Below are 21,174 nucleotides of genomic sequence, written 5' to 3' on the forward strand. Positions count from 1 at the left end.
GCTGGCTGCGGGCTGCTCAGCCCTTGCGCATCACCGCCACGTCGCGGATCGCGCCAGTCGCGACCGTCGCCGCGTCGTTGTAGACGGTGACGAAGCGGAAGCCGCGCTGCACCATGGTCAGGGCATATTCCGGCGTGGCGTTGTGGATGCCGGCGATGATGCCGCGCTTGTTCGCCTGTTCCAGCACGCGGTCATAGGCGGCCAGCACTTCCGGCTCCTTGCGGTCCAGCATCGGCTGCAGGCCCATGGACAGCCCCAGGTCGCCCGGGCCGATATAGACGCCGTCGATGCCCGGCACGTCCAGGATGGATTCGAGATTATCCAGCGCCTGCTTGGTCTCGATCATGGCGATCACGGCCACGTCCTCGTTGGCCGTGGCGAAGTAGCTGCCGGCCTGGCCATAGATGGCGGCGCGGATCGGGCCGAAGGAACGCTGGCCCAGCGGCGGGTAGCGGCAGGCATCGACCAGGGCGCGGGCCTCGGCAGCGCTGTTCACCATGGGGCAGATCACGCCCATGGCGCCGGCATCGAGCACCTTGCCGATGATGCCGGGCTCGTTCCAGGGCACGCGCACCACCGGCACCACCGGATGCGCCGCGATGGCCTGCATGCAGGCCACAGCCGAGGCGTAATCCTGGATGCCGTGCTGCATGTCCACGGTCAGGGCATCGAAGCCGGCCTTGGCCATCAGCTCGGCGCCGAAAGCCGAGGGAATGGAAATCCAGCCATTCACCACCGCGCGGCCGGCGCGCCAGGCATCCTTCATCGGGTTGGGCATTCTTCTACGTTCCTCCGCTGCGACACGCAGCGCGGAAGGCTAGGCCTGTCCCTCGCGCAGCGTCAACGCGGCCCCTGGCCGGCACCCGCGCGCGGGCCTAGCCTGCCCGGCATGCCGAACCCATCCGCCCCACGCTGGACCGCCGCCTCGGAAACCGCGCATCTGCGGGAGGTGCTGGTCTGCCCGCCGGACCATTACCGCTGGCTGCCCACCAACACGATCGCGCGCCGCACCCTGGCCGAAAGCCGCCAGGCGCCGGCGCAGCACCACCTGATGGCGCAGCATGCCGAGCTGGTGGCGGCGATGGAGCAAGCCGGCGTGCGGGTGCACCGCCTGCGGCCGGAGCCGCACCTGCCCTACATGGTCTATACGCGGGACAGCGTGGTGGTGACGCATCGGGGCCCCGTGCTCTGCCAGCTGGAGCGGCCGCAGCGGCGCGGCGAATATGCCGGGCTGATCGACTTCCACGCCGCGCAGGGCAGCGCCTTCTGGCAAAAATCCTCCGCCGGCACGCTGGAAGGCGGGGATATCCACATCATCCGCCCCGGCCTCGCCGTCATCGGCCATTCCGGCGGCCGCACCGACGAGGCGGGGGCCGAGCAACTGGCCGGCTGGCTGCGCGCCGAGGGCTGGGAAGTGCGCGTCGAACCCTTCGACGAGCATTTCCTGCATCTCGACGTGCTCTTCTGCATGGCGGCGCCGGGGCTGGCGGTGGCCTGCGTGGATGTGCTGGACCCTGGCTTCATCGCCTGGCTCAAGGACCATGGCATCCGCTGCATCCCCGTGTCCTACCGCGATGTCATGAATCTCGGCTGCAACATCCTGGCGCTGGGCGAAGGCCGCGTGGTATCGGCGCGCGGCAGCACGGCGCTGAACGCCGCCCTGCGGGCCGAGGGCCTGGTGGTGCTCGACCCCGAACTGTCGCTGTTCACGCTCGGTGGCGGCGGCCCGCATTGTCTGACCTGCCCACTCTCGCGGGAGGAGGAAACCCCATGAATATCGAGACCAACCCCGTCGAGACCGTGATCGCCGCGCTGCGCGAGTTCCTGGGCGAGCGGCTTTCCACCAATGCCTCCATCCGCGAGCAGCATGCCAAGGGCGAGGACGCCAACCCGCCCGTGCTGCCCGATGCCGTGGCCTTCGTGGAGAAAACGGAGGAAGTCTCCCGCGTGCTCAGGCTGTGCAACACCCATGGCGTGCCCGTGGTGCCCTTCGGCGCCGGCACCAGCCTGGAAGGGCATGTGGTGCCGGTGCGCAAGGGCATCAGCCTCGACCTGTCCCGCATGAACGCCATCCTGGAAGTGAATGCGGAGGACATGGACTGCCTGGTGGAGCCCGGCGTCTCCCGCCACCAGCTCAACGACTACCTGCGCGACCAGGGCCTGTTCTTCCCGGTCGATCCCGGCGCGCATTGCTCGCTGGGCGGCATGGTGGCCACGCGGGCCAGCGGCACCAACGCCGTGCGCTACGGCACCATGAAGGAAGCGACGCTGGGCCTGGAAGTGGTGCTGGCCGATGGCCGCGTCATCCAGACCGGCGGCCGCACCCGCAAGGCCGCCAATGGCTATGACCTGACGCGGCTGTTTGTCGGCAGCGAGGGCACGCTGGGCGTGGTCACCAAAATCCGCCTGCGCCTGCACGGCATTCCGGAAGCGACCTCGGCCGCCGTCTGCCAGTTCGACAGCCTCGCCGCCGCCGTCGAGACCACCATCATGGTGATGCAGGCCGGCATCCCCGTGGCCCGGATCGAGCTGGCGGATGCCGACCAGATGCGCGCCTCGATCGCCTATTCCAAGCTGGACTTCCAGCCGCAGCCCACGCTTTTCCTGGAATTCCACGGCTCGCCCGCCGGCGTGAAGGAACAGGCGGAGGCTGTGGAGGCCATCGCCGCCGACATGGGCGGCAAGGGCTTCGCCTGGGCGCATGACGCCGAGGCGCGCAACAAGCTCTGGAAGGCGCGGCACGATGCCTGGTGGGCGGCCAATGCGCTCTATCCCGGCTGCCGCGGCATCACCACCGATGTCTGCGTGCCGATCTCCAAGCTGGCCGAAGCCATTGTCGGCGCCAAGGAAGACGCGGTGGCGATGGGGCAGAACACCTGCATCGTCGGCCATGTCGGCGACGGCAACTTCCATTGCGTCATCCTCTTCCCCGAGGGCGACCCCAAGGGGCTGGAGCGCGCCTGGGAGCTGGACCGCAAGATCGTCGCGCGCGGCCTGGCGCTGGGCGGTACCTGCTCCGGCGAGCATGGCGTGGGCCTGGGCAAGCGCGAGTTCCTGGCGCAGGAGCATGGCCAGGACGTGCTGGATGTCATGCTGTCGCTGAAGGCGACGCTGGACCCGAAGGGCATCCTGAACCCGGGGAAGATGTTCCCGGGGAACTGAGCGCGGCCAAGGGGGCGCCGCCCCCTTGGAACCCCCGCCGGGGTGGAAAGTCCACCCCGGACCCCGCTGCGGGTTCAGCGGGGCTGCCGGTCGCCTGAATGCATGCCGGGGCCTGGGGTGACCCTGTCGCCCCAGCGGGAAAGGTCCGGAAGGCGGCGCCTTTCTGGCCAGGCTCAGGCCGGGCACGACTCGGGGAGGCGGCAAGAACGAATCCTGATTCCCCTTGTGGTTGATTCAGCCGCCACCCACGAGATCCTGTGCCCCCGGAACATTCGTTTCCATCCGCCATAAATCAATCGCGACTCGGAACAAGTCTTTGATTCAGGCTGGCTTGCCTTGTTGCGATTCATGCTGTGTTCCGGGCCGGCGGGCGCAGGGCGCCGAGCCAGACGCCCACTGCCAGGATGCCCGCCGCCCCGAGGGCCATGGTACTGGCCGTGCCTAAGCCATTGATCCCGCTGCCATAGACCGCCGGCCCCAGGGATTGGCCCAGGAAAAAGCAGAAGGCATGCAGCGCCACCGCCGAGCCGCGGGCCTGGGGCGCCACCTCCGTCACCCGCACCTGGATGCTGTTGTGGAGCATGAAATAGCCCAGGCCGAGCAGCAAGGCGCCCAGCAGCGGCCAGACGGCGCCCAGCGGCGCGGCGGCGATGCCGCAGAGGCCGAGGGCAGCCGAGGCACCGGCCGATTGCATCATCCGCCCCTGCCCCAGGTGGCGCAGCAGCAGCGGCGCCAGCAGCGTGTAGCCGAATCCGCCCAGCCCGAAGGCACCCACCGCCAGCCCGGCCTGGGTGGTGCCCGGCATGTCGCCCCGCGCCAGCAGCACGGAGAAGAAGGGAAACACGCCGAAGACCGCCATGCCTTCCAGAAAGACGCCGATGAAGAGCGGCCGCGCCGCCGGGGTGCGGAGGATGGCGGCGTAGCGGCGCAGGGCATCGCCCAGCCGGGGGCGCGGGCCGACGGGCGCGCGCGGCCGGCCGCGCGCCTCCGTCACCAGCACCAGGAAGGCCAGGACGGCCACGGCGGCGCAGATGGCCATGACGCCGCGCCAGCCGATATGCTCCGCCACCAGCCCGGACAGGATGCCGCCGCAGAGCTGCCCGAGGATGGAGCAGCCCAGCACGCGGCTGATGGCCACCTGCCGCTGCGCCAGCGGCACGCTGTCCCCGAAGAGCGCCAGCGTCAGCGGAAAGATGCCGCCGGCGGCGAGGCCGGAGGCGACGCGCGCGGCGAAGAGCCAGGAAAGGCCCGGCGCCAGGGCGCAGAGGGCCAGCATCAGCGCCAGCAGCACGGCGCAGAGCGTGACGATGCGCCGCTTGCCCAGCGCATCCCCCACCGGGCCCAGCACCGGCTGCACCAGCGCGTAGGGCAGCGCGAAAGCCGTTGCCAGCAGCGCCACCTGCCCATGCGGGGCGGAGAAGTCGCGGGCCAGTTCCGCCATCAGCGGGTCCAGCGCCCGGGTGGCCAGCGAGGCCGCGAAGCCGCAAAGGCCGAACACCGCCACCATCCTGCGGATGGCGGCCGGCGCGGGGGTATCGGTGGTCATGGCAGCCATGCTGCGCTGGCTCCAGCGGGGTGACAAGGCAGCGGCGGCGAGCCGCCCGGCACGGCGGAGAGCGGCCAGGGCGCAGCCTTTCCGGCTCCCCCGCGCCCGGCGCCGGCCTGCCTTTCAAGCCATGCGCGCGGGCTGCAGCGGCGCCGTATTGCTTTGACCTTTTCGGCGCAATAGAGTCGGGCCACGCATGAGCCGGGCTGCCATCCTGCGGATGGCATGAAGCTTGGGGCGCATGCCCGGGCTGCCTCCAGCGCCCGGCCTTCGCGCCGCTCACGGTGCGGCAAGCGGTGCGGCGAAACCTCCCGCCGCGCGGCCTGTGCGACACACCGCTGGAGATATGGATCGCCTGATGCCCGCTGAGGCCACTGCCCGCCCGTCCCTGCCGAAGGCGCCCACCGGCATCGCCGGCTTCGATGACATCACCCTGGGCGGCCTGCCCGCCGGCCGCCCCACGCTGGTCTGCGGCTCCGCCGGCAGCGGCAAGACGATGTTCGCCTCCACCTTCCTGGTGAACGGCGCCACGCTCTACGACGAGCCCGGCGTCTTCATGAGCTTCGAGGAGCGCGCCGAGGACCTCGTCGCCAACGTCGCCTCGCTCGGCTACGACCTGGACAAGCTGGTGGCGGACGGCCGCATCGCCATCGACCACGTGCAGGTCGACCGCTCCGAGATCGAGGAAAACGGCGAATACGACCTGGAGGGGCTCTTCCTCCGCCTCGGCTGGGCGGTGGATTCCGTCGGCGCCAAGCGCGTGGTGCTGGACACCATCGAGACGCTCTTCTCCTCCCTCGACAACGAGGCCGTGCTGCGCTCCGAGCTGCGCCGGCTGTTCGGCTGGATCAAGGAGCGCGGCCTCACCTGCGTCATCACCGGCGAGCGCGGCGAGGGGCAGTTCACCCGCCAGGGGCTGGAGGAATACGTCTCCGACTGCGTGGTGCTGCTGGACAACCGGGTGCACGAACAGATCACCACGCGCCGCCTGCGGGTGGTGAAGTACCGTGGCTCCGCCCATGGCACCAACGAATACCCCTTCCTGATCGACAGCCAGGGCATCAGCGTGCTGCCGGTGACCGGGGCGGCGCTGACGCATGAGGTCTCCTCCGAGACCGTCTCCTCCGGCGTGCCGGGGCTGGATGCCATGCTGGGCGCGGGCGGCTTTTACCGCGGCTCCTCCATCCTGCTGACCGGCACGGCGGGCACCGGCAAGACCACCTTCTCCTCCTGCTTCGTCGATGCCGCCTGCGCACGCGGCGAGCGCTGCCTCTTCTTTGTCTTCGAGGAAAGCCCGGCGCAGATCATCCGCAACGCCCGCTCCGTCGGCCTCGACCTCGCCCGCCATGTCGAGAGCGGGTTGCTGCGCTTCGAGGCGGCGCGGCCGAGCCTCTACGGGCTGGAGATGCATCTGGCGCGGATGCACCGCGACCTCGACCTCTTCCAGCCGCAGGCGGTGGTGATCGACCCTATTTCCGCCTTCAATGGGCCGGAGATGGAGGTGCAGTCCGTGCTGCTGCGGATGGTGGACCTGCTGAAGGCGCGCGGCATCACTGCGCTGCTGACCAGCCTCTTGCACCAGAACTATGTTTCCTCGCAGCAGGACCTCGGCATGTCCTCCCTCATGGACAGCTGGGTGCGGCTGTTCAACGAGGAAGCCAATGGCGAGATGAACCGCACCCTCTATGTCATCAAGTCCCGCGGCATGAGCCATTCCAACCAGGTGCGGGAATATGTCATGAGCGGCAGCGGCATCGGGATGATCGAGCCATATATCGGTCCCGAGGGCGTGCTGACCGGTTCCGCCCGCGTGATCCAGGCGTCGCGGGAGCAGGCGGCGCGGGTGCGGCGGCGGCAGGAGGCCGAGCGGCGCCAGCGCGACCTGGCGCGGCGGCGGGAGGCGACCGAGCGCCAGATGGCCGAGCTGCGCGCCGCCCTGGAGGCCGAGGAAGAAGAGATCGCCCTGCTGCACTCGGAGGATGCCGAGCGCGAGGCCGCGCTGGAGCGAGACCGAGACGCCATGTACCGCCACCGGAACGCCGCCGAATGAACGCCCAGCCCGAGAGCTCCGGCCCGCTGACCACGCCCGAGGAGGATGACGCCGGCTTCTACCGGCTGCGCCTTTATGTCGCGGGGCAGACGCCGAAGTCGCTGACCGCCATGGCCAATCTCAAGAAGGTCTGCGAGCAGCACCTGGCCGGGCGCTACGAGATCGAGGTGATCGACCTGATGCAGAACCCGCGGCTGGCGGCGGGGGACCAGATCCTGGCCATCCCGACGCTGGTGCGCCGGCTGCCCTCGCCCCTGAAGCGGATCATCGGCGACCTTTCCAATACCGAGAAGGTCCTGGTGGGGCTGGATATCCGGCCCCAGGAGGCGCCGTGAAGAACGAGGCCGGGCCGGTGCCCGCCCCTTCGCCGCCGCCCGGCATTGCCGCCGGCTACCGCCTGCGGCTCTTCGTGGCCGGCAGCAGCGCCCGCTCGCTGCGCACGGTGCAGGAGCTGCGCCAGCTCTGCCAGCAGGCGCTTGGGGCGGCGGTGGACCTGGAGGTGGTGGACATCTACCAGCAGCCGGAACTGGCGGAGCGCGACGGCGTGGTGGCAGCCCCCACCCTGCTGCGCATCTCCCCTGCCCCGGTGCGCCGGCTGGTGGGCGACCTCTCGGACGAGCAGCGGGTGCTGCGCATGATCACCCTGGCCATTGGCGAGGATGAGGATGTCGGCTGACGAGGCCGTCTTCTGGCGCCGCCGCGCCCGGGAGCTGGAAGCCCGGCTGCAGGAAAGCGAGGAAACGCTCGACGCCATCCGCCGTGGCGACATCGATGCCCTGGTGGTCAGCGGCGCGCAGCAACACCGCGTCTATACGCTGGAATCCGCCGACCGCCCCTACCGCGTGCTGATCGAGCAGATGCAGGAGGCCGCCGTCACCCTGGCCCCCGACGGCACCGTGCTCTACTGCAACCGCCGCCTGGCGGAGATGCTGGGCACGGCGCAGGAGCGGATCGTGGGCCGCCCCCTGCAGCCCTTCCTGCGGGAAGAGGACCTGCCCGCCTTCGACCGCCTGCTGACCAATGGCGGGCGCGGCGAGATCGGGCTGCAAGGGCCGGACGGGCGGGACGTGCCGGTCTATATCTCGCTCGGCCTGCTGCCGCTGGAAGGCGAGCGCCCGATGCTCTGCGGCGTGCTGACGGACCTGACGGTGCAGAAGGGCCACCTGCGCGAACTCTCCGTCGCCAATGCCCAGTTGCGCGCCGAGAGCGCCCAGCGCGAGGCCGCCGAGGCGGCGCTGCGGCAGAGCCAGAAGATGGAAGCCGTGGGCCAGCTCACCGGCGGCATCGCGCATGACTTCAACAACCTGCTGACCGGCATCATGGGCAGCCTGGACCTGGTGCAGGGCCTGCTGGCGCGCGGCCAGATGGCGGGGATGGAGCGCTATGTCGCCGCCGCCATGTCCTCCGCCAGCCGGGCGGCGGCGCTGACGCACCGGCTGCTGGCCTTCTCCCGCCGCCAGACGCTGGACCCGCGCCGCCTGTCCCCCAACCGGCTGGTGCAGGGGCTGGAGGAGCTGGTGGCCCGCACCGTGGGCCCCAACATCACGCTGGACGTGGCGCTGGCCGCCGATGCCGGCGCCATCCTCTGCGACGCCAGCCAGCTTGAGAACGCGCTGCTGAACCTGGCCATCAATGCCCGCGACGCCATGCCCGAGGGCGGCACGCTGGTGATGCAGACGGCCAATGCCGAGATCTCCCCGGCCCTGGCGGCGCAGCTCGACATGCAGCCGGGCCATTACGTGACGCTCGCCGTGGCCGATACCGGCATCGGCATGTCGCCCGAGGTCGCCGCCCGCGCCTTCGACCCCTTCTTCACCACCAAGCCGATCGGCGAGGGCACCGGGCTCGGGCTCTCCATGATCTACGGCTTCGCCAAGCAGTCCGGCGGGCAGGTGCGGATCGAGTCGCAGGAAGGCCATGGCACCACCGTGCGGCTCTACCTGCCCCGCCACCCCGGCACTGGCGAGGAAGACGAAACCGCCCCCGTCCCCGCCACCGCCCCCCGCCCCGGACATGGCGAGACGGTGCTGGTGGTGGACGACGAGCCGGTGATCCGCATGCTGGTGGTGGAGGTGCTGCAGGACCTCGGCTACGCGGCGCTGGAAGCGGCGGATGGCCCCTCGGCGCTGGAACTGCTGCAGGAGGAAGGCCGGCTGGACCTGCTGGTCACCGATGTCGGCCTGCCCGGCGGGCTGAACGGCCGCCAGCTGGCCGATGCCGCCCGCGCCGGCCGGCCGGGGCTGAAGGTGCTCTTCATCACCGGCTTCGCGGAAACGGCGGCCCTGGGCAACGGCAGGCTGGAACCGGGCATGCAGGTGATGACCAAGCCCTTCGCGCTGGATGCCCTGGCGACGCGCATCCGCGCGATCATCGAGGGCGAGTAGCGGCAGCGCGCTGGAGGGGCGCCGCCCCTCCAGACCTCCCCGCCGGGGTGACAGTGTCACCCCAGACCCCGCCATCAGTTTGGTGCTGGCGGCACGGCGGTTCCGCCAGAGGTCCATGACCTCTGGCGCCCGCGGCCTCAGCCCACGTGGCCTTTTTCAAGATTCAAACGCTGCCGGCCTCGTGCCGCCTCGCGCCCTTCAGCCCCAGAAAACTCGAAGCGGGGTCCGGGGTGGACTTTCCACCCCGGCGGGAGTGTCCAGAGAGGGCAGCGCCCTCTCTGGCCCCGCTAGCCGCCGACAGCGCTATCCGGCGCCACCGCCCGCAACACGTATTCCTCGGCCAGCGGCGCATAGTCGCGCCACATCCCGGCCAGGGTAGCGATGGGCGTCGCGTCGCGGTCCACGCGCAGGTCCACGAAGGGGAAGCTTTCCTTCTCCACCACCAGCAGCGCGGCCGAGACCAGCGGGCGGCCCTCGCCGCCGGCATCCTCGCCGGCCTGCAGCGCGGCCAGCAGGCGGCTGGCCAGGGGTGCCTCAGGCTCGGCCAGGAAGGCTTCCACCATGGCGCGCGGCACATCCGCATTGGCCATGATGTTGCCGATGGCGACGCATCCGGCGCCATGCGCCTCGGCATGGGCGGGCTTCATGCGGGCGCCGTGGAAATGCGCGGTGCGCCCGGCGGAGTCGATCGCCGCCATCTGCCGCCAGCCGTGGTCCGGCGTGCTGGCCACCAGGGCCGCCATCGCTTCCTGCGCGGTGCAGCCGCTGCGCAGCAGGTCCAGCCCGCGCGGGCCCAGGCGGGGGTCGGTGCGGTGCTGGGTCAGCACGCCGCCGATGCCGGCGGCCAGGAAGGGCACGCGGGCCCCGATGCCGATGGAGGAGGTGGTGCAGGCGGCACCGAACTGGCCGGTGCGGGGGCAATGCCCGAGAAGAGAGAAGGTCATGGCGCGCATTCAAAGGGCGGGCTTGGCCATTGTCCATGCCTGGACGATGCAGTTGGGAATCGCTTTCGGGCACACGCTGCGGTAGTAATCACGGGTTCGTGAATTCGGGTTCCGCTGCCTGACGCCATGCGCCGATCGCTTTGCCTGACGCTGGCGGCCCTGCTGCTGCTGGCGCGCCCCGGGGGCGCCGAGGAGGTGCCAGCGACGGGCGGCGACTTCGGCGGCATTGGCGTGATCGAGACCCGCAACGCCCGCTTCCGGGAGGATGGCACGCTGGAGGCCGGGGCCAGCCTGCGGCACCAGCGGCGCTTCTGGTTCGTCAATTTCCAGGCCCTGCCCTTCCTGGAAACCACCTTCCGCCTGACCGAGCGCCTGAACGCCACCACCGGCGAGGGCATGACCACCGACCGCGCCTTCGACCTGAAGCTGCGCCTGCTGCGGGAAGGGGAATGGACCCCGGCCGTGGCGGTGGGCCTGCAGGACTTCATCGGCACCGGGCTCTACAGCGGCGAATATGTGGTGGCCTCCAAGCGCTGGTGGGGGCTGGACCTTTCGGCGGGGCTGGGCTGGGGCCGGCTCGGCACCGGGGGCGAATGGAACAACCCGCTGGGCGAGGTGGCCGATGCCTTCAACCGCCGCCCGCGCAGCGTCGGGCGCGGCGGGCGGGTGCAGAGCGGCTTCTTCCGCGGCGAGGACGTGGCGCCCTTTGCGGGCATCGAGTGGAGCGTGCCGGGCTTCGAGACACCCTGGGGCCGGCTGGAGGGGCTGCGCGCCAAGGCGGAATGGGCCGGCGACGCGCTGCGGGACGAGCGTGGCGGCTACCCCGCGCGCGACGGCCGGCGCGGCCGGGCGGAGTCGCGCTTCAACTACGGCCTGCAATGGTCCAACGACTGGCTGGATGCCGGGGTCTTCGCCACGCATGGCACGGATATCCTGTTCCGCCTCTCGCTGCGGCTGAACCCGGCCGCGCCGCCTGCCCTGCCGCTACCCGCGCCGCCACCGCTGCGCCCGCGCCCGGCCGCCAGTGCCGCGCCGGTGGATGACGCCGCCCTGGCCGGGCCGGTCTTCGCCGCACTGACCGAGGCGGGCTTCACGCCCCTGGCCTTCCGGCTGGATGGGCAGATGGCGGAGATCGCGGTGGAAGGCGGCCGCTTCGCCGGCCAGCCGCAGGTGGCGGCGCGGGTGCTGCGCGCCATCCAGCCGCTGCTGCCGGCACAGATAGAAATGCTGCGCATCCGCTGGTGGCAGGCGGGGGCGGAGATCGCGGTGCTGGACATCCCCCGCGCCGTGCTGGAGGCCACGGCCAGCGGCCGCGCCAGCCCGGAGGAAGCCTGGGCCACCGCCTTACCCCGCCCCGCCACCGGCGAGATCCTGCCCGGCAGCCTGGAGCCCGGCGGCATCGCCTGGAACTGGGGGGTGGAGCCGCGCCTGTCGCTGCAACTGGGCGACCCGACCCGCACCCTGCGCTGGCAGGCCGGCGTGGCGGCGGGCGGGCAGGTCGCGCTGGGCGCGGGCTTCCGGCTGGCAGGCAGCGTGCAGCAGGTGCTGCTGGGCAACCTGGACGACGGCCCGCCCTCCGACAGCCGCCTGCCGCATGTCCGCACCGACTATGGCCGCTATGCCGCCGAGGGTAAGACCTCCATCCCCGGCCTTTATGCCGAGCGGATCTGGAACCTGGCGCCCGATGTCTTCGCCCGCATCACGGCGGGATGGCTGGAGCCGATGTTTGGCGGTGCCTCGGGCGAGGTGTTGTGGCGGCCCTTCGACCGCAGCTTCGCGCTCGGCCTGGACCTCAACTGGGTGCGGCAGCGGGATTTCGACGGCGGCCTGGGCTTCCGCAACTACAGCACCACCACGGGGCATCTCTCGCTCTATGCCGACCTGCCCTTCTGGGGCCTTTATGGCGTGGTGCGGGCGGGCAAGTACCTGGCGCGGGACTGGGGTGCCACCTTCGAGCTGGGCCGCCGCTTCGCCAGCGGCATCGAGGTCGGCGGCTTCGCCACCGTCACCAATGTCTCGGCCGCGCAGTTCGGCGAAGGCTCCTTCGACAAGGGCATCTATGTCCGCATCCCGCTCAACCTCTTCGGCGCCGAGAGCCGCGGGCGCGGCGGCGTGCTGATCCGCCCCATCCAGCGCGACGGCGGCCAGCGTCTGTCGGTGGACAATCCGCTGTGGGACGTGACGCGGGACGGGCGGGCGGGCAGCCTGCGGGACGGCATCGCCGGCTTCGCGCGCTGAGGCGGCCGCCTTCCTCCTCACGGCCTCCTGACCGGTCGGGGCTTCCATGGCCGGGAGAGGCTGCCCCATATGGTTGATAGAACAAGAACTGGAGGATCGACATGAACGGCGATGATCTCGCGCGTCGGATCGGGGTTCTGCGGGCGCATGGCCAGGGCCTGTCCAAGCTCTCCCTCATCTGGAAGCACAAGCAGGCCTCCTCCGACACCACCGGGGCGGATTGCGCGAAGGTCGCCCGGGACCCGCTGCGGCGGCTGGAGCCCTTGCGGCGGCGCATGGCGGCCTCGCGCTAGGCGTGCTTCCCGCGCCGGGGTGGCCTTCAGGCGCCCCGGCCTCCCGTTCCAATCGGCATCCTCGCCCGCGGCCTGCTTCGTGCCGCGGAGTGCCGGGTCAGAACAGGAAGCCGATCCAGCGCCCGGCCAGCAGCGCGCCGGTCCAGGCCAGCAGCGAGATCAGGGCCGGCAGGCGCAGACCCGCCCCGGCTTCATTGGTGCCGGCCAGGGCCCGCTTCCAGCCGGGGTTGAGGTGCAGCGCCAGCACATTCAGCAGGCCGAGGCCCACCAGCCCCAGCTTCAGCAAAAAGGCCGGGTTTTCAAGATAGGCCGCCGGCCGCGTACTGAAGAGCAGGAAACCCATGGCCGCCGCCAGGCCCAGCCCGCAGCCCGCCATGCGCCACAGCGGCGGCGCCAGCACCGCCAGCGGCGCCGCGCGGAACAGCCCCAGCATCCGCAGGTCCAGCGTGGCGATGCTGCCCAGCAGCAGCCCAATGCCCAGGATATGGGCCGCGTTCACCAGCGGATAGGCCAGCGCGGATTGCCGCAGCGCCACCGCCACCGGCCATTGCGCCAGCCATTCCACCAGGGCGCGGGCTCAGCCCTGGATGCGGTCGGGGTAGATGTCGTAGCGGCGCTCACCCACCGTGATGCGCACGGCCTTCATCCGCTTCTCCCCGGCCTGGAGAGAGCGGTTGCCCAGCGCAACCACCGTGTCGCCGGGCTTGGCCGAGGCTTCGGTGAAGCCGGCGCGGGCGGTCTGGCCGGGATTGCCCAGCTCGACGATCCAGAGCCCGTCCCGCGCCGTTTCCACCCGCAGCGTTGGGTGCGGCTGGCCGATATAGATCTCGCGGATGGTGCCGCGCAGCTCGTGCTGCTCGCCCTCTGCCCAGGACCAGCCGTGATGCGCGCCGGCGCCGGTCGCCCCCAGCGCCGCGACAACCAGGCCGGCGCCGAGGCGCCGTCCGAACCGGTGCAGAGCCATGATCCTGCCTCCTGCCTGATCGGTGGATAACAGGCATGTAGGCGTGGCGCCGCTGGAATCGATGCGCCGCCGCGTCACGCCTTCGCGGGCTCGGCTGCCCCGAAGGCTTGGCGCAGGGGGGCGATATCCAGCTTCACCATGCCCATCATGGCCTGCATGGCGCGGCCGGCGGCGGCGGTATCGGCATCGCCCAGCATCTCGATCAGCGGTTGCGGCACCACCTGCCAGGACAGGCCGTAGCGGTCCGTCAGCCAGCCGCAGCGATCAGGTTTGCCGCCTTCCAGCAGCCGGTGCCAGAAATGGTCCAGCTCCTCCTGGCCGGCGCAGCGCACGGCCAGGGAGATGGCGGGGGTGAAGCGGTGGTGCGGGCCGCCGTTCAGGCCCAGCAGGCTCTGCCCATCCAGCGTGAAAGGCACCACCAGCGGGCGCCCGGCCGGGTCCGGCCCGGCCTCGCCCACGCGCAGCATCGGCCCGATGCCGGCCTCGCGCCCGGCGGCGCGGAAGACCGAGACATAGAATTCCGCCGCCTCCTCCGCCTGCCCATCGAACCAGAGGCAGGTGGTGAGGCTGGAGAGGGTGCAGGACATGGCTTCAGCCCCCCGCCGGTGCCTTGGCGGCCTCGAAGGCGGCCACGTCCATCCACATCACCTCCCAGATATGGCCGTCCGGGTCCTCGAAGCTGCGGCCATACATGAAGCCGTAGTCCTGGCGCGGGCCGGGGTCGGCGCTGCCGCCGGCGCCGGTGGCCTGCTCCACCATGCCGTCCACCGCCTCCCGGCTCTCGGCGGAGAGGGCGAGCAGCACCTCGGTGCCGGCGCGGGCATCGGCGATGGGCCTCGGCGTGAACTGGCGGAACTTCGGGTGGGTCAGCAGCATGACGTGGATGGCGTCGGAGAAGGTCATGCAGGCGGCGGTGTCGTCGCTGAAGCGCGCATCCTTCACCGCGCCGATGGCCGCGTAGAAAGCCATGGACTTCGACAGGTCGCTGACAGGCAGGTTCACGAAGATCATCCGGGCCATGGTTTCCTCCTTCTGGGGTTCTTGGCGTTGCCGATCAGGCCGCGATTCGGTTATTAAAAGCAACCATGAAGTTATCAAAAGTTACTAAAGAAGCCGGGAGCCCGCAGCGACGCTGGTACGAGGATGCCTGCGCCGCCGCCCATGCCCTGGACCTGGTGGGGGAGCGCTGGGCGCTGCTGGTGATGCGGGAGCTGATGTTCGGTCCCCGCCGCTTCAGCGAATTGCGCGCCAACCTGCCCGGCATCAGCGCCAATGTGCTGACCCAGCGGCTGGAAGGGCTGGAAGCGGCCGGCATCCTGGAGCGCCGCCGCCTGCCGCCGCCCGCCAATGCCCAGGTCTATGCCCTGACCCCCTGGGGGCTGGAGAGCGAGCCGGTCTTCCAGGCCCTGGGCCGCTGGGCCGCGCGCTCCCCCTTCCATGACCCGACGCTGCCCTTCAGCGCCGCTTCCCTGCTGCTGTCGCTCCGCACCATGCTGGACCCGGCACGGGCGGCGGGCATCGAGGCGCGGATCGGCCTGCGGCTGGAGGGACAGGATTACCTGGCGCGGCTCTCCGGCGGCGCCATCGCCATCGCCGCCGGCCCGGCCGAAGGCGCGGACCTGCTGCTGGAAGGCACGCCGCGCGCCATGGCCGCCGCCATCTATGGCGGCCAGCCCTGGGCGGGGCTGGAAGCCGCCGGCGCGCTGCGCATCACCGGCGACCGCGCCCTGGCCGACCGGCTGCCAAGCCTCTTTCCCCTGCCGCCCAAGGCGCCGCCGCCCGCCACCGCCGATTGACAAGCTGCCGCTGCGGCGGCCACAGCCCGGTATGAGGGCCCGCCGCGCCGCCGGGCCCTTGTTTCTGTCCCGCCACTGGTCTCAATCAGGGCGCATAACCTTCCCGCCGGGGAGGGAACTGGGAGCAAACAACACATGCACCGCCGCACCCTTCTGGCTTCCGGCCTGGCCGCCGGGCTGGCCCTGCCCGGCCTGGCCCGCGCCCAGAACACGCCCCTGAAGCTGATCGTGCCCGCCCCGCCCGGCGGCCCCACCGACATCCTGGCCCGCGCCCTGGCCGACAAGGCCCAGGTCTCGCTGGACCGCCCGGTGGTGGTGGACAACCGCGCCGGCGCCGGCGGCATCATCGGCACCGAGGCCGCCGCGCGATCCGCCCCCGACGGCAATACGCTGGTGCTGGGCCACAACCAGACCCATGCCAGCAACCAGTCGATGATGCAGCGCCTGCCCTACCACGTCACCGACAGCTTCGCGCCCGTGGCCAAGCTGGCCACGGTGCACCACGCGCTGGTGGTGCCGGCCAATGCGCCGGACAAGACGCTGGCGGACCTGATCGCGCGTGGCAAGAAGGAGCGGCTGACCTATGCCTCCTCCCAGGCCGGCTCCGCCAGCCACGTGATTTCCGAGACGCTCTCGCGGCGGGAGAAGCTGGACGCCACCCATGTGCCCTATCGCGGCGCCGCCCCGGCGGCGACGGACACGGTGGCGGGCATCGTGAATTTCTACGTGGCCACCTTCCCTTCCGTGGCGCCGCTGGTGCGCGAGGGCCGGCTGCGCGCGCTGGAGGTCGGCGCCCCCGCCCGGCTGAAGGACTTCCCGGAGATCCCGACCGCCGCCGAGGCCGGCGCGCCCTACCTGGCGGTGGATGCCTGGTTCGGCCTTTTCGCCCCCGCCGGCACGGATGCGGCGACGGTGAAGCGCATCGCCGATGCCATGCTGGCCGCCCTGGGCGAGGCCGATGTGGCCGCCCGCCTCGCCGGCGCCGGCTTCACGCCGGACCCGCTGCCGCCCGCCGAATTCGCCGCCTTCCAGCGCGCCGAGGTGGAGCGCTGGGCGGAGATGGTGCGGCTGACCGGCGTGACGATGGAAGGCTGAGCAGGCTCAGAAAGCCGTCTCGACCAGGGAACTGCTTTCCACCGGCAGGCACAGCAGCCGGGCGCCGGATGGCGCGGTAAGGGCCGCCGCCGCCTGCTCGCAGCTGGCCGCATCGGGATAGGTGCGGAAGGCGCGGGACAGGGAGGGTGGCGGCGGCGCCGTCGCGGCGGGTGCCGCCGGCAGCGTGGCGGGCGCGGCCGCGAGGCCGGCTGCCGTGGCCAGCACAAGGATGAATTCGGTCACGGGCATGGTCCTTTCCGCCAGATCGGAAGGGGCCATCGGGCGCCTGCCCGCCGCGCCACGCCACGGAAATGGCTGGATTCTCCAGGCCAGGATCAACAAGGCGCGCCGGGCCGCCGCCGCGCATCCCTCCGCCGCTCCGGCGCATTACGGAGGCAGAACCATGCGATGGGGCGGAGCCCATGCAGGCGCCCGTGCGGGACCTCCCGGAAAAATTGCGGGCGACGCTGATCCTTCTGGGCCTGGGCGGCCAGAAGGAGCTTTGCGCGGCCTTCCGGCGCATCAACCCGGCCACCGGTTTCGACCTGGACCGCTCCTACAAGTGGATGCAGGGGCGCACGCTGCCGCGCTCCCCACGTGTCTATGAGGACTGGGCGCTGGTGCTGGGGCTGGAGCGGCCGGGGAGCTGGCTGGCCGCCTGCAGCCTGGAGGAATTCCTGGACGCCGCCGCCGCCCGCCACCCCGCCGCCACCGCCGCGCTGGAGCGTGCCTCCACCCCGCAGGCCCAGCCTTTGCCGGAAGCCTATCTGCTGGGCCATTACGCCAGCTATTCCCATGCGCAGTCGCCCTATTACCGGGGCCGGCTGATCCGCGGCTCCCTGGTGGTCGAGCCCGCGGCGCGGCGGGCGGAAGGGCTGGTGGCCACCTATGCGCAATCGCTGGTAGTGGGGGCCGTCTTCGCCACCGGCCCGGTGCTGAGCCTCGGCGGCAGCCTGTGCCTGGACCTGCGGATGACCAGCGCCGGCGTGGCGCCGGTGTTTCTCAGCCTCTTCCACCCCACGCCGCCGGGCAGCGCCCTGGCGGGGATGATGTGCCCCACCACGGCCATCGACCCGGCCGGGCAGCCGCCCTACGCCACCCGCATCGTGCTGCTGCGCCTCCGCCCGGGCCAGCGGCCGGAGGCCAGCAACCGCTATCTGGAGGCCGGCGCCGCCAGCCTGCCGGAGGACTTGGCGCAATTCGGCCTGCCGGGGGCGGAGCTGGCGCCGCTGCTGCGGGAATGCCTGGAAGGCAGCCCGGGCGCGCCGGGCTCGGATCACATGCCGGCCGCCGCCTATACCGCCCTGGTGGCGGCCTGCGACCGGCGCTGGCTGCCCTGACCGGCGGCTTCAGCCGGGGGCGGGCAGTTCCACGCTCAGCACGCTGCCGCTGTCGGCTTCCGTCACCAGCAGCGTGACGCCGTCCGGCGCCATGCAGAGCCCGGTGGGGGAACGGCCGAAGGCGCGGCAGTCGATGGCCAGCACCGGCACGCCGAAGGCATCCAGGCCCCAGATCATGCCGTGCCCCGGCTGCGCCACGAAAAGCCGGTCATGCGCATCCACCGCCAGCCCGGCGGGACCGGCGATGCCGCCGGGGGCGCGGAAGAACAGGCCGGTCATGCCGGCCGGCGCATTCTCATCCAGCGCGAAGCGCCAGACCTCGGCGGAGCCCGCCACCGCCAGAAAGGCATGCCGGCCACCACGGCCGAGGGCGATGCCGCGCGGGCCGGGGATGCGGCCCATCAGCCGGTCCAGCCGCCCGTCGGGCCAGAAGCGCCAGAGGCAGCCACCCGCGTCCTGCAAGCCGCTGCGGCCGGAGTCGCTCAGCAGCACCTGCCCGCCGGGGCCGGTGGCCACGGCGCCAAGTCCCTTGAAGCCTTCGCCACCGGCCGTTTCCAGCAGAGGGGCGATGGCGCCGGTGGCGGCATCCAGGCTCATCAGCCCGTGGCGGCGGTCGGCCAGCAGCAGGCTGTCGGCGGGGCCGGTGGCGAGGCCGGCGGGCCAGCCCTCGTATTCCGTCACCACCGGCCACTGGGTGGGCGTGACGCGGAAGACGCGGCCGAAGGCGGTATCCACCGCATGCAGGTTGCCGGCGGCGTCGAAGCAGGGCGCGTCCAGCGCGCTGTCGACCTCCCGCCCGCCGAGATGGGCATCGGCCCAGGCGGTGCGGCGGGGGCTGCGGTGGCGGTCCGGCAGGCGGGAGAGCAGGCGGGGCGAAAGCTCGCGGGGGGCAGGGAAGCTCATGGCGGCGGAAGTGCGCCCGGGGCGGCGGCGCCGCAAGTCCCGCCCGGTCTTGATCGCGACCCCCCTTCCCTTTTGCCGCCGCCTCGTCCGATGATGCTGGCCGAGAAGAAATGCGGGAGCATGTCCATGGCGAAGTTCGGCCTCAGCCAATCCGTGCGGCGCGTCGAGGACCCCAGGCTGCTGAAGGGGAACGGCCGCTATACCGACGACATCTCGGTGCCCGGGCAGTTGCACGGCTACCTGCTGCGCAGCCCGCATGCCCATGCACGGATCGTCTCGATCGACACCAGCGCCGCCCTCGCCATCCCTGGCGTGCATGCGGTGCTGACGGGGCAGGACTGGCTGGCCGATGGGCTGGGGGAGATCCCCTGCGCCGTGCCGCTGAAGAACCGCGACGGCAGCCTGCGCGCCAATACCCCGCGCTACGGCCTGGCGGTGGAGCGGGTGCGGCATGTGGGCGACCCGGTGGCCTTCATTGTCGCCGACACCGTGCAGCTGGCGCGTGACGCGGCCGAGGCGGTGATGGTGGATTACGACATCCTGCCTTCCGCCACCGACCTCGCCACCGCCACGAAGGCCGGGCAGCCGCAGGTCTGGGACAGCGCCTCCAACAATGTCTGCTTCGACTGGGCGGTGGGCGACCAGGCCAGGACCGAGGCGCTCTTCGCCAGCGCCGCGCATGTCACCAAGCTGACGGTGGTGAACAACCGCATCGTCGTGAACAGCATGGAAGGCCGTGCCGCCCTGGCGGAATACGATCCCGCCACCAGCCGCTTCACGCTGCATGCCGGCACCCAGGGCTCCTGGCTGATCAAGGACCTGCTGGGCAAGTCGGTCTTCCACCTGCCGCCGGAGAATTTCCGCGTCGTCACCCCCGATGTGGGCGGCGGCTTCGGCATGAAGATCTTCCTCTACGCCGAATATGCGCTCTGCTGCTGGGCGGCGCGCCGCCTGTCCCGCCCGGTGAAATGGGCCTCGGAGCGGATGGAGGCCTTCCAGTCCGACACCCAGGGTCGCGCCAACCTGACGGAAGGCGAGCTGGCGCTGGACAAGGACGGCAAGTTCCTGGCGCTGCGCACCCGCAACTACGCCGACATGGGCGCCTATCTCTCCACCTTCGCGCCCTTCATCCCCTGCGGCGCGGGCACCAAGGTGCTGGCCAGCGTCTATGGCTTCGAGGCCATCTACGCCAATGTGCTGGGCGTGGTGACCAATACCGTGCCAGTGGATGCCTATCGCGGCGCCGGTCGGCCGGAAAGCAACTACCTGGTGGAGCGGCTGATCGATTCGGCGGCGCGCGAGCTGGGCATCGACCGCATCGAGCTGCGCCGCCGCAACATGGTGCCGCAGAGCGCCATGCCGCATACCACCCCGGTCGGCCAGAACTACGATTCGGGCGACTTCAGCCAGGTGCTGGACAAGGCCATGGCCAAGTCCGACTGGGCCGGCTTCGCGGCGCGCCGCGCGGCCTCCGCCGCCAAGGGGCTGCGGCGCGGCATCGGCATGGCCTATTACCTGGAAGCCACCGGCGGCGACCCCAGCGAGCGCGCCGAATTCCGCTTCGCCGAGGACGGCTATGTCGATGTGCTGGTGGGCACGCAATCCACCGGCCAGGGGCATGAGACGGCCTATGCCATGCTGACGCACCACCAGCTTGGCATCCCCATGGACAAGATCCGCATCCTGCAGGGCGATTCGGATGCCGCGCCCTCCGGCGGCGGCACCGGCGGCGCGCGCAGCTTGTATTCCGAGGGCACGGCGCTGCTCGCCACCGCCGCCACCGTGATCGAGAAGGGCAAGCAGGCGGCCGGCGAGGTGCTGGAAGCGGCCGCCGCCGATATCGAGTTCGAGGGCGGGCGCTTCGGCATCGCCGGCACCGACCGCGGCATCGGCATCCTGGAGCTGGCGGCGACGCAGCGCGCCCGCGCCGTGCGCGGCGAGAGCGCCACCACGCTGGATGCCGCCGAGGTGGCCGCCGTGCCGCATGGCACCTACCCCAACGGCTGCCACATCGCCGAGGTCGAGGTGGACCCGGAGACCGGCCATATCGCCATCGACCGCTACATCGTGGTGGATGACGTGGGCCATGCCATCAACCCGCTGATCGTGCGCGGGCAGGTGCATGGCGGCGTGGTGCAGGGCATCGGCCAGGCGTTCATGGAGCGCACCGTCTATGACCCCGAGACCGGCCAGCTCGTCTCCGCCAGCCTCAACGACTATGCGCTGCCGCGCGCGGCGGATGTGCCCTCCATCGAAGTGGAGCTGGTGGAAATCCCCTGCGAGACCAACCCGCTGGGCGTGAAGGGCGCGGGCGAGGCCGGCGCCGTGGGTTCGCCTCCGGCGGTGATGAACGCGCTGGTGGATGCGCTTTCGGTCGATGGCATCACCCATCTGGACATGCCGGCGACGCCGGAAGTGGTCTGGAAGGCGCTGCACGCCGCCTGAAGCCGGAATGACCG

21 protein-coding genes are annotated in these 21,174 nt (G+C 71.3%); 12 read left to right on the forward strand and 9 right to left on the reverse strand.

Translation table 11 applies throughout. The features are described 5' to 3' along the window. Window positions 1–16 precede the first annotated feature (16 nt). Complete coding sequence (locus EBE87_RS09800; RefSeq protein WP_120640896.1) at window positions 17–778, reverse strand: HpcH/HpaI aldolase family protein; 762 nt, start codon at window positions 776–778, stop codon at window positions 17–19. Window positions 779–889: 111 nt separating this feature from the next. Between EBE87_RS09800 and EBE87_RS09805 the strand changes: the two genes are divergently transcribed. Both EBE87_RS09805 and EBE87_RS09810 read left to right on the forward strand, forming a co-directional pair. Further along, window positions 890–1,774: a dimethylarginine dimethylaminohydrolase family protein gene (locus tag EBE87_RS09805; protein ID WP_120640895.1), complete on the forward strand. Its 885-nt coding sequence runs from the start codon at window positions 890–892 to the stop codon at window positions 1,772–1,774. Then, window positions 1,771–3,162 carry an FAD-binding oxidoreductase gene (locus EBE87_RS09810; protein WP_120640894.1) on the forward strand — a complete coding sequence of 464 codons (1,392 nt, stop codon included), beginning with the start codon at window positions 1,771–1,773 and terminating at the stop codon, window positions 3,160–3,162. The genes EBE87_RS09805 and EBE87_RS09810 overlap by 4 nt, the downstream gene beginning before the upstream one ends. A 346-nt stretch (window positions 3,163–3,508) precedes the next feature. Here EBE87_RS09810 and EBE87_RS09815 read toward each other — a convergent pair whose 3' ends face one another. Continuing rightward, entirely contained in the window at window positions 3,509–4,717 is a 1,209-nt protein-coding gene (locus EBE87_RS09815; RefSeq protein WP_233560068.1) for an MFS transporter, read from the reverse strand. A 349-nt stretch (window positions 4,718–5,066) separates the two neighbouring features. Here EBE87_RS09815 and kaiC point away from each other — a divergent pair, with 349 nt between their 5' ends. From kaiC to EBE87_RS09835, 4 genes are read left to right on the forward strand one after another with little or no spacing between them, the layout of a single operon-like run. Next, window positions 5,067–6,758: a circadian clock protein KaiC gene (kaiC, locus tag EBE87_RS09820; protein WP_122139983.1), complete on the forward strand. Its 1,692-nt coding sequence runs from the start codon at window positions 5,067–5,069 to the stop codon at window positions 6,756–6,758. Then, the gene (locus tag EBE87_RS09825) at window positions 6,755–7,093 is read left to right on the forward strand and encodes a circadian clock KaiB family protein (RefSeq protein WP_120641002.1); all 339 of its coding nucleotides are present in this window, start codon (window positions 6,755–6,757) and stop codon (window positions 7,091–7,093) included. Before kaiC ends, EBE87_RS09825 begins: the two co-directional genes overlap by 4 nt. After that, window positions 7,090–7,434 carry a circadian clock KaiB family protein gene (locus EBE87_RS09830; RefSeq protein ID WP_199708046.1) on the forward strand — a complete coding sequence of 115 codons (345 nt, stop codon included), beginning with the start codon at window positions 7,090–7,092 and terminating at the stop codon, window positions 7,432–7,434. The genes EBE87_RS09825 and EBE87_RS09830 overlap by 4 nt, the downstream gene beginning before the upstream one ends. Beyond that, on the forward strand, window positions 7,424–9,142 hold the full coding sequence (locus tag EBE87_RS09835; protein ID WP_199708048.1) for an ATP-binding protein: 1,719 nt from the start codon (window positions 7,424–7,426) through the stop codon (window positions 9,140–9,142). Before EBE87_RS09830 ends, EBE87_RS09835 begins: the two co-directional genes overlap by 11 nt. A 287-nt stretch (window positions 9,143–9,429) precedes the next feature. On the opposite strand, the gene EBE87_RS09840 is transcribed toward EBE87_RS09835, so the two are convergent. After that, the gene (locus EBE87_RS09840; protein WP_120641005.1) at window positions 9,430–10,086 is read right to left on the reverse strand and encodes a DUF1028 domain-containing protein; all 657 of its coding nucleotides are present in this window, start codon (window positions 10,084–10,086) and stop codon (window positions 9,430–9,432) included. Between the two features lie 126 nt (window positions 10,087–10,212). On the opposite strand from EBE87_RS09840, the gene EBE87_RS09845 reads away from it, so the two are divergent. Together EBE87_RS09845 and EBE87_RS09850 are read left to right on the forward strand one after the other, a co-directional pair. Further along, entirely contained in the window at window positions 10,213–12,324 is a 2,112-nt protein-coding gene (locus EBE87_RS09845) for a YjbH domain-containing protein (RefSeq protein ID WP_122139975.1), read from the forward strand. Between the two features lie 101 nt (window positions 12,325–12,425). Further along, complete coding sequence (locus tag EBE87_RS09850; protein ID WP_120640884.1) at window positions 12,426–12,617, forward strand: hypothetical protein; 192 nt, start codon at window positions 12,426–12,428, stop codon at window positions 12,615–12,617. Window positions 12,618–12,714: 97 nt separating this feature from the next. On the opposite strand, the gene EBE87_RS09855 is transcribed toward EBE87_RS09850, so the two are convergent. From EBE87_RS09855 to EBE87_RS09870, 4 genes are all read right to left on the reverse strand, one after another. Then, window positions 12,715–13,182 carry a DUF2214 domain-containing protein gene (locus tag EBE87_RS09855; RefSeq protein ID WP_120640883.1) on the reverse strand — a complete coding sequence of 156 codons (468 nt, stop codon included), beginning with the start codon at window positions 13,180–13,182 and terminating at the stop codon, window positions 12,715–12,717. 12 nt (window positions 13,183–13,194) lie between these two features. Continuing rightward, the gene (locus EBE87_RS09860; RefSeq protein WP_120640882.1) at window positions 13,195–13,581 is read right to left on the reverse strand and encodes a DUF6152 family protein; all 387 of its coding nucleotides are present in this window, start codon (window positions 13,579–13,581) and stop codon (window positions 13,195–13,197) included. A 74-nt stretch (window positions 13,582–13,655) separates the two neighbouring features. Continuing rightward, a complete protein-coding gene (locus EBE87_RS09865) occupies window positions 13,656–14,168 on the reverse strand; it encodes a VOC family protein (RefSeq protein ID WP_120640881.1) in 513 nt (170 codons plus the stop codon). Between the two features lie 4 nt (window positions 14,169–14,172). Next, window positions 14,173–14,601, reverse strand: a complete 429-nt coding sequence (locus tag EBE87_RS09870) for a VOC family protein (RefSeq protein ID WP_120640880.1) — start codon at window positions 14,599–14,601, stop codon at window positions 14,173–14,175. Between the two features lie 65 nt (window positions 14,602–14,666). On the opposite strand from EBE87_RS09870, the gene EBE87_RS09875 reads away from it, so the two are divergent. Continuing rightward, the gene (locus EBE87_RS09875) at window positions 14,667–15,377 is read left to right on the forward strand and encodes a winged helix-turn-helix transcriptional regulator (protein WP_120640879.1); all 711 of its coding nucleotides are present in this window, start codon (window positions 14,667–14,669) and stop codon (window positions 15,375–15,377) included. A gap of 135 nt (window positions 15,378–15,512) precedes the next feature. Further along, complete coding sequence (locus tag EBE87_RS09880) at window positions 15,513–16,472, forward strand: Bug family tripartite tricarboxylate transporter substrate binding protein (protein WP_120640878.1); 960 nt, start codon at window positions 15,513–15,515, stop codon at window positions 16,470–16,472. 6 nt (window positions 16,473–16,478) lie between these two features. Here EBE87_RS09880 and EBE87_RS09885 read toward each other — a convergent pair whose 3' ends face one another. Then, on the reverse strand, window positions 16,479–16,715 hold the full coding sequence (locus EBE87_RS09885) for a hypothetical protein (RefSeq protein ID WP_147465025.1): 237 nt from the start codon (window positions 16,713–16,715) through the stop codon (window positions 16,479–16,481). A 179-nt stretch (window positions 16,716–16,894) separates the two neighbouring features. Between EBE87_RS09885 and EBE87_RS09890 the strand changes: the two genes are divergently transcribed. Continuing rightward, a complete protein-coding gene (locus EBE87_RS09890) occupies window positions 16,895–17,812 on the forward strand; it encodes a hypothetical protein (RefSeq protein ID WP_120639506.1) in 918 nt (305 codons plus the stop codon). Between the two features lie 9 nt (window positions 17,813–17,821). Here EBE87_RS09890 and EBE87_RS09895 read toward each other — a convergent pair whose 3' ends face one another. Continuing rightward, window positions 17,822–18,715, reverse strand: coding sequence for an SMP-30/gluconolactonase/LRE family protein (locus EBE87_RS09895; protein ID WP_120639508.1), 894 nt, complete (start codon window positions 18,713–18,715; stop codon window positions 17,822–17,824). Window positions 18,716–18,841: 126 nt separating this feature from the next. Here EBE87_RS09895 and EBE87_RS09900 point away from each other — a divergent pair, with 126 nt between their 5' ends. Next, complete coding sequence (locus tag EBE87_RS09900) at window positions 18,842–21,160, forward strand: xanthine dehydrogenase family protein molybdopterin-binding subunit (protein WP_120639507.1); 2,319 nt, start codon at window positions 18,842–18,844, stop codon at window positions 21,158–21,160. Window positions 21,161–21,174: the final 14 nt, after the last annotated feature.

This window comes from Teichococcus wenyumeiae (genome assembly GCF_003696345.1).
GTDB classification, from domain to species: domain Bacteria; phylum Pseudomonadota; class Alphaproteobacteria; order Acetobacterales; family Acetobacteraceae; genus Pseudoroseomonas; species Pseudoroseomonas wenyumeiae.